The sequence below is a fragment of the Microcystis sp. M109S1 genome (assembly GCF_020247025.1).
GTDB lineage: Bacteria > Cyanobacteriota > Cyanobacteriia > Cyanobacteriales > Microcystaceae > Microcystis.
Genome location: NZ_JADBRW010000131.1, coordinates 1 through 6904, shown reverse-complemented (window position 1 = coordinate 6904; position 6904 = coordinate 1). Strand labels below are relative to the sequence as shown.

Sequence of the window (6904 nt, the reverse complement as noted above, 5' to 3'; positions counted from 1 at the left end):
TTGTTCTGGTGTGGGGTAAAATCGAAACGAGTAGGCTTTTTCCATGTCTCACATTTTAGCATATATTTGGTAAATGCGCTAGTATTTAACGGTAAAGCCGTCGTAGAACGACGGGGTTTCAGACCCAAAATTTTCGATGAGACAATTTATCAAATTTTCGGTTCGAGAAATGAGCGAACGGTGAGTCACTAACCGACCTATCTCAACCCTAACAGCATCAAAACGTTGATCCCTGGGGTGATAGGATAAAAGCTGCCTGCCGATGGGTTCGCCCCTGGTTTGCTCAAGGATTACTTAGGATACTGACGCGGACTTTTTCACCATTTTGCAAAGGTTTACTACTATTAACGACGAAACGCTCCCCCGGTTCGAGTCCAGTGATAATTTCTACTTGACCGTCAAGCACTTGACCGAGACGAACGGGACGTTTTTCCACTTGCGAGTTAGACTCGGAAAGGACGAAAATTGCCGCGGATTCCCCTTGACTGACAATTGCTGTTTCGGGAACAATCACCTGAGGGGCAGAATTATTATTAAACCGCACCCGGGCCAATAATCCCCCTTTGATTAAACCATCCCCATTGGGTAGAGCAATCTCCACAGGAATCCGCCGGGCCGTGCCTTGGCTGAGGGGAAAAATCCTGGTGATGCGACCGGAAAAATTTCTATCACCGAAAGCATCAAGGCTGACATTAACCTTTTGTCCTAAATTAATCGTTTTTAAATCCAATTCCGATAATAATACTACCACCTTGACCTGCTGAAAATCGCCAATTTTGAGGACTTCATCGCCGATACTGACTAAATCCCCCGGCTCTTTCAGTTTTTCGATAACTATCCCCGTCGCCGGTGATTTAAGAATAGCGTAGGCCTGACGTTGTTGTTCCTGAGCGATGACCGATTTTTGGGCGGCAATTCTGCCGATAATTGCCGCCACTACCTGCTCCTCCACTTTAATTCTTGATCGCGCGCTATTAACGGCTTTTAAAGCCACTGCCGCCGTAGTTTGGGCTGTTTCGCCCTGTTGCAGGGGAATCGCTCCTTCTAGGGCTAATTTTTGCAGGCGCTCGCCATCATTTTTGGCCTGTTGGTATTGTAGTTGTAGGCGCTCCACTTCAATTTCAGCGTTACTGACTTCAATTCTCGCCCGGGCTAATTCTGCTTCTAGGGCCGACAGGGCGGCTTTTTCTTGCCGGACAACGGTGGCAAGGAGACGATCATCAACATGAGCGAGGATTTGTCCTAATTGCACCTCATCTCCCACATCGACGACGAGATTAAGTAACTGACCGGTGGCTTGCGATCGCAGAGAAACGACTTTTAAAGGTCGGGTAGTTCCCGTGTAATCGAGATTGCGTCCGATGGTTGCCGGTTTAGCCGTGGTGACGTTGACGGTAGTAGTACGGGCTGCCGGTGGCAGTGGTTGGGTTTCGGTCTGGGGAGAACAACTCGCGCTTAAGGATAAGATAACCAGAGCGGAAAGGATAATCGGAGTCGATCCCATGGCGATAATCTTGGTAGAAAGCTGCTTTTGAGTCGATGGTCGCTTATTCTTCGTCCCAAGCTTCTACCGCTACCACTTCGCTGAGAGGGTCTTGCATGGAGAAACCGAAATCGAGCAACTCTTGCTTCCAGTATGCCCAATCATCTCCGTATAAAAGAGCGAGTTTCCAGATACTATCGCTAGGTTTGACTACTTTTGCATCTATCCACTTGCTAACCTTGCGTTGAAACTTCACCATCGGGTGAGCTACAGCTTGTTTGGTCATAAATTCAATTGCTATGAAAACTTCGGATTTTGCGCTTCCCGGCTAAACTAACTCAAGACTAAAACTTTTGCCATTACAAAGGAGCGAGAAGCGCGTTTATTAACTTACTTGTACACCAGATCTCTGGTTTTAGGCAAGTCTTTTTAACCAAAAGTACGGTAATTACTACTATAGATTAGTATAACCGGAGGCCACAATCATGGAACCGATGCCTTGATCGGTGAAAATTTCCAGTAAAAGGGCGTGGGGAAGACGACCATCGATAATATGAGCAGCCTGAACTCCCTGGGCCAGCGATCGCACGCAGCAGCCAACTTTGGGAATCATCCCGCCGGCAACGATGCCTTTTTGAATCAACTCCCGGGCCTGTTGGATATCTAATTTAGCCAATAAAGTGGAAGGATCCTTGTAATTCTCTAAAATTCCGGCTGTATCGGTCATCAAAATCAGTTTAGCTGCCCCTAAAGCCGCCGCTATTTCTCCGGCTACCGTATCGGCATTGATATTATGAGCTTGGCCGGTTTCATCGGCGGCCACACTGGAAATCACGGGAATATAGCCACTATTGACCAAGGATTCGACGACGCTAGTATCGACACTGCTGACTTCTCCAACAAAACCAATGCCCTCTTTACCCACGGGACGAGCAGTGATCAGATTGCCATCCTTACCGCATAATCCTACCGCTTTACCGCCGGCTTGATTGATCAGGGCAACAATTTCTTTATTGACGCGTCCCACCAGCACCATTTCTACCACATCCATGGTGTCGGCATCGGTGACGCGTAAACCGTCTTTAAATTGGGGTTCAATGCCTAATTTATCCAGCCAACTATTGATTTCTGGACCGCCGCCGTGGACAATAACGGGACGAACCCCCACACAGGAGAGAAAAACGATATCTCGCATGACCGTGTCTTTGATATCGCTGTTATTCATGGCCGCACCACCGTATTTAACCACTACGGTACGACCGCGAAATTCTTGTATATAGGGTAGGGCCTCGCTGAGGATTTTCACCCTTTGGGCATCGTTTTCCTGGATATTATTATTCATGCGTTTTTTTACTCGTCTGATTCAGTGATCAGTTTAGCGGTTTCAGGTTTGACAAAAACTGTTCACCTTGAACGGATTTCTAGAAAGTCCTAGAGTTGCAGAATTTTTCGACGCAACGGACAAAAATCTCGACTCCCATCGCTAACACCGATTCATCAAAATCAAAGCGGGGATGATGGTGGGGATAGGCTAATCCTAATTCGGGATTGGCAGACCCCAAGAAGAAATAACAGCCCGGTACTTCCTGTAAAAAGAATGACATATCTTCCCCTCCCATGGTTTGACATTCGGGAACGATTCCGTCCGGGGTTTCCACCACTTGTGCGGCGATTGAGCGCACTAATTCCGCCATCTGATCATGATTGATTACCGGGGGATACAATTGCCAGTAATCGAATTGATAACTAGCCCCCTGACTTTGACAGATGCCCGCGATAATTTCTTCCATCCGTTGTCGGAAATAGCCCCCTAACTGGGGATTGAAATAGCGCACAGTCCCACTGAGATTAGCACTATCGGCGATCACGTTTCTAGCGGTTCCCGCTGCTAATTTACCCACAGTCACCACGGCAGCATCGAGGGGGTTGAGGTTGCGGGCGACGATGGTTTGCAAGGCGTTGACGATTTGGACCGCCACCAGTAGTGAATCGACGGTTTGATGAGGAATTGCCCCGTGGCCGCCCCGGCCTTGAATCTGGAGATCGAAACATTCCACCGCCGCCATTAAGGGACCATTTTTCACGCCCACTGTCCCTAAAGGCAGATTATTCCAGAGATGCAGCCCGATAATTCCGTCCACGTCGGGATTTTTCAGCACTCCCGCTTCGATCATCGGTTTCGCCCCCCCCGGCCCCTCTTCGGCGGGTTGGAAAATAATTTTTACTTTTCCCTTGACATGGTGACGGTTTTGTGCTATGTAAACTGCCGTGCCGAGGGCGATCGCTGTGTGGCCATCGTGACCACAGGCGTGCATTTGGCCCGGATGTTGGGAACAATAGGGGACTTGGTTTTCTTCGGCGATCGGTAGTGCATCCATATCGGCCCGCAGGGCTAAAACCGGCCCCGGTTGACTGCCTTCGATGGTGGCGACAATTCCGGTGCCGGCGATGCCAGTTTGATGCTCAATTCCGTATTTAGTCAGGGTTTGACTGATTAAGGAGGCGGTGAGGTGTTCTTGAAAGCCTAGTTCTGGTTTTTGGTGTATTTGTCGGCGCCAGTGAACCAATTGCGGCTGCAGGGAACGAATAGCAAGGCGAATTTGAGGGCAATTTAAGCTATTAGGAACGGGAAAGGAGGAAATCATCGGGTTCGGACGGCTAGATTTTTTGAGCACCGATTTCTAGTTTAACGTCAGGAGACACCCCACACCCCACACCCTACACCCCACTCCCCTCTCCCCTCTCCCCTCTCCCTTCTTTACAAAACTTCATCGTAATTGGAGGGCTGGAAAGGGCAATCCTTGGGTAATAGGGGAAGGGAAAGGGGGAAAATATTAAAAAAAACTTAAAATTTTTATCTTGCTGCCCTTTATACCCTTAAAGCCTTGCTGTCTCTGATTTCCCGACGGTGAGAGGCTTTGAGCCATGGTCATCAATTCCTGACCAACTCGATCGAGTTATTGTTAAGTGACTGTTACAAAAAGACAGCAAAAAACTTAATAAGATGTAACAAACAAAGTTTCGACAGCAGTGTATAAATTTAATTTGAGGGGCCAAGATAACAGACAAAAGTTAAGCTGGATACTTGTTTAACCTCCTTAAGTGATTTATGAGAGAGCCATGAAGTTTTTTCAGGTTTCTTAAAGTAGGTCGCAACAATCACGGTCAAGGCTCGTCCAGGCTCACCGTGAAATCCCTTAAGAGGGAAAACCATTTAATTGCAAGCAAATCCCATTTAAATTTAGGAGATTGTCACAATGTTTGACGCATTCACCCGGGTAGTATCCCAAGCTGATGCTCGCGGCGAATATTTAAGCTCTTCCCAACTAGACGCTCTGAGCGCCATGGTTGCCGACAGCAACAAACGGATGGACTCTGTTAACCGGATCACCAGTAACGCTTCCACCATCGTTGCTAACGCCGCTCGTAGCCTGTTCGCTGAACAGCCCCAACTGATCACCCCCGGTGGTAATGCCTACACCAGCCGTCGTATGGCCGCTTGCTTACGCGACATGGAAATCATCTTGCGCTATGTCACCTACGCTACCTTCTCTGGCGACGGCAGTGTTCTCGATGATCGTTGCTTAAATGGTCTTCGCGAAACCTATGTAGCTTTAGGAGTACCTGGAGCTTCCGTAGCCGCTGGCGTAAGCAAAATGAAAGAAGCTGCGTTGTCCATCGCTAACGATCGCAACGGTGTCACCCCTGGCGATTGCAGTGCTTTAATGTCTGAAATTGCCAGCTACTTCGACCGCGCCGCCGCTGCTGTCGCCTAGTCCCTGGGGCTAGTCTCAATTGAACCGTAGGAAACTTATTGCAAGATTATTGGGAGATACCAAACAATGAAAACCCCCCTTACCGAAGCCGTAGCAGCCGCTGATTCTCAAGGTCGTTTCTTAAGCAGCACCGAAATCCAAGTTGCTTTCGGTCGTTTTCGTCAAGCTTCTGCCAGCCTCACCGCCGCTAAAGCTTTAACCGAAAGAGCTAATTCTTTAATCTCCGGTGCCGCTCAAGCAGTGTACAACAAGTACCCCTACACCACCCAAATGCAGGGGAATAACTTTGCGGCGGACCAACGTGGTAAAGACAAATGCGCTCGTGACATCGGTTACTACCTCCGCATGGTGACCTACTGCTTAGTTGCTGGTGGAACCGGTCCGATGGACGAGTACCTCATCGCTGGTATCGACGAAATCAACCGCACCTTCGACCTGTCTCCTAGCTGGTACATCGAAGCCCTCAAATACATCAAAGCCAACCATGGTTTAAGTGGCGACCCTGCGGTAGAAGCCAACTCCTATATCGACTACGCTATCAACGCTCTCAGCTAGTCCGATCAAAAAAACTGCTGGTCTGGAAAGACAGGAGGTTGTTAGCAAAAGGGTTAGCAATCACCTGTTCTTCCAGACCTTGTTATATCCATATACAGTTAGTTTCAGGAGGATCGACGATGACTAGCTTGATAGCAGCCCAAAGACTGGGATTTGAACCCTACAACGGTTCCCCCCGCTTGGAATTACGCTCCACCGACAGTGATGAACAGGTAGAAGTGGTGATCCGCGGGGCCTATCGACAGATCTTGGGCAACGAGCATCTGATGTCCAGCGAGCGCCTAATCAGCCTAGAATCCCTCTTACGCAATCGTTCGATTAGCGTCAGGGATTTTGTTCGGGCGATCGCTCAATCAGAACTATATCGGCAGAAATTTTTCCACAGCAATCCCCAAAATCGCTTTATCGAGTTGAATTATAAACACCTGCTCGGTCGCGCTCCCTACGATCAAGCTGAGATCGCTTTCCACACCGATCTCTACAATCAACAGGGTTACGAAGCAGAAATTAATTCCTATTTCGATTCCCCCGAATACAACCAACATTTCGGCCAGAACATTGTCCCCTACTATCGTGGTTTCGCTACCCAGACGGGTCAGAAAACCGTCGGTTTTAGTCGGCTGTTCCAAGTCTATCGCGGTTATGCGACCAGCGATCGCGCGCCGTTAAAAGAGGGAAAACTGACCAGGGAACTAGCCTATAACAGTGCTTCCCCCGTTTATATTAACGGAACTGGTCAATCCTTAACCGGATTAGCCGGGGGCGATCGGGGCAAATTCTATCGCTTGCGCGTGGTGAGTGGCGCAAAAGTGGGACGACAAACCCGTGTGCGTCGCAGTGTGAGCGAGTATCTCGTTGCCTACGAGCAACTATCGAACAAATTGCAAGAAATCAACCGTCAAGGCGGCCAGGTAATCGAACTGATCCTCGCCTAGCTTTGAGCGGTCAGAAATTGACATCCTCGCCGCCCTAAAAGTGCGGCGATTCCTAAACCTCACGATTTAAGTTTCTGCTTCAACCACCGTTGCATACCACGGTTAAAAAACCATGTACTGTCTTACACAAAGTCCACAGACTTTCGCGACCTTTC

Annotated in this window: 8 protein-coding genes; 3 read left to right on the top strand and 5 right to left on the bottom strand. The window is 48.8% G+C overall.

Annotation, left to right across the window (positions count from 1 at the left end):
* The 5 genes from IM322_RS23220 to IM322_RS06260 form a co-directional block, all read right to left on the bottom strand.
* Nucleotides 1-45, bottom strand: a 45-nt coding sequence (locus tag IM322_RS23220) for a helix-turn-helix domain-containing protein (protein WP_353737100.1), incomplete at its 3' end; no start/stop codon positions are given.
* 238 nt (nucleotides 46-283) lie between these two features.
* Nucleotides 284-1504, bottom strand: a complete 1221-nt coding sequence (locus tag IM322_RS06275) for an efflux RND transporter periplasmic adaptor subunit (RefSeq protein ID WP_287676389.1) — start codon at nucleotides 1502-1504, stop codon at nucleotides 284-286.
* A gap of 43 nt (nucleotides 1505-1547) precedes the next feature.
* Nucleotides 1548-1769, bottom strand: coding sequence for a DUF4327 family protein (locus tag IM322_RS06270; protein WP_286824362.1), 222 nt, complete (start codon nucleotides 1767-1769; stop codon nucleotides 1548-1550).
* 168 nt (nucleotides 1770-1937) lie between these two features.
* Nucleotides 1938-2825, bottom strand: coding sequence for an acetylglutamate kinase (argB, locus tag IM322_RS06265; protein ID WP_061430248.1), 888 nt, complete (start codon nucleotides 2823-2825; stop codon nucleotides 1938-1940).
* Nucleotides 2826-2904: 79 nt separating this feature from the next.
* Nucleotides 2905-4128 carry a M20 family metallopeptidase gene (locus IM322_RS06260; protein ID WP_287676393.1) on the bottom strand — a complete coding sequence of 408 codons (1224 nt, stop codon included), beginning with the start codon at nucleotides 4126-4128 and terminating at the stop codon, nucleotides 2905-2907.
* Nucleotides 4129-4740: 612 nt separating this feature from the next.
* On the opposite strand from IM322_RS06260, the gene cpcB reads away from it, so the two are divergent.
* From cpcB to IM322_RS06245, 3 genes are all read left to right on the top strand, one after another.
* Nucleotides 4741-5259 (top strand): C-phycocyanin subunit beta, encoded by a 519-nt coding sequence (gene cpcB, locus IM322_RS06255; RefSeq protein ID WP_002771747.1) that lies wholly within the window; start codon nucleotides 4741-4743, stop codon nucleotides 5257-5259.
* Between the two features lie 66 nt (nucleotides 5260-5325).
* Complete coding sequence (gene cpcA, locus IM322_RS06250) at nucleotides 5326-5814, top strand: C-phycocyanin subunit alpha (RefSeq protein ID WP_287676390.1); 489 nt, start codon at nucleotides 5326-5328, stop codon at nucleotides 5812-5814.
* Between the two features lie 119 nt (nucleotides 5815-5933).
* Nucleotides 5934-6749 carry a phycobilisome linker polypeptide gene (locus tag IM322_RS06245; protein ID WP_287676392.1) on the top strand — a complete coding sequence of 272 codons (816 nt, stop codon included), beginning with the start codon at nucleotides 5934-5936 and terminating at the stop codon, nucleotides 6747-6749.
* Nucleotides 6750-6904: the final 155 nt, after the last annotated feature.

Bases quoted from the DNA above. Each gene is read 5' to 3' on its own strand.
- argB (WP_061430248.1), bottom strand. From the start codon at position 2,825: ATGAATAATAATATCCAGGAAAACGATGCCCAAAGGGTGAAAATCCTC.
- IM322_RS06275 (WP_287676389.1), bottom strand. From the start codon at position 1,504: ATGGGATCGACTCCGATTATCCTTTCCGCTCTGGTTATCTTATCCTTA.
- cpcA (WP_287676390.1), top strand. From the start codon at position 5,326: ATGAAAACCCCCCTTACCGAAGCCGTAGCAGCCGCTGATTCTCAAGGT.
- IM322_RS06270 (WP_286824362.1), bottom strand. From the start codon at position 1,769: ATGACCAAACAAGCTGTAGCTCACCCGATGGTGAAGTTTCAACGCAAG.
- cpcB (WP_002771747.1), top strand. From the start codon at position 4,741: ATGTTTGACGCATTCACCCGGGTAGTATCCCAAGCTGATGCTCGCGGC.
- IM322_RS06245 (WP_287676392.1), top strand. From the start codon at position 5,934: ATGACTAGCTTGATAGCAGCCCAAAGACTGGGATTTGAACCCTACAAC.
- IM322_RS06260 (WP_287676393.1), bottom strand. From the start codon at position 4,128: ATGATTTCCTCCTTTCCCGTTCCTAATAGCTTAAATTGCCCTCAAATT.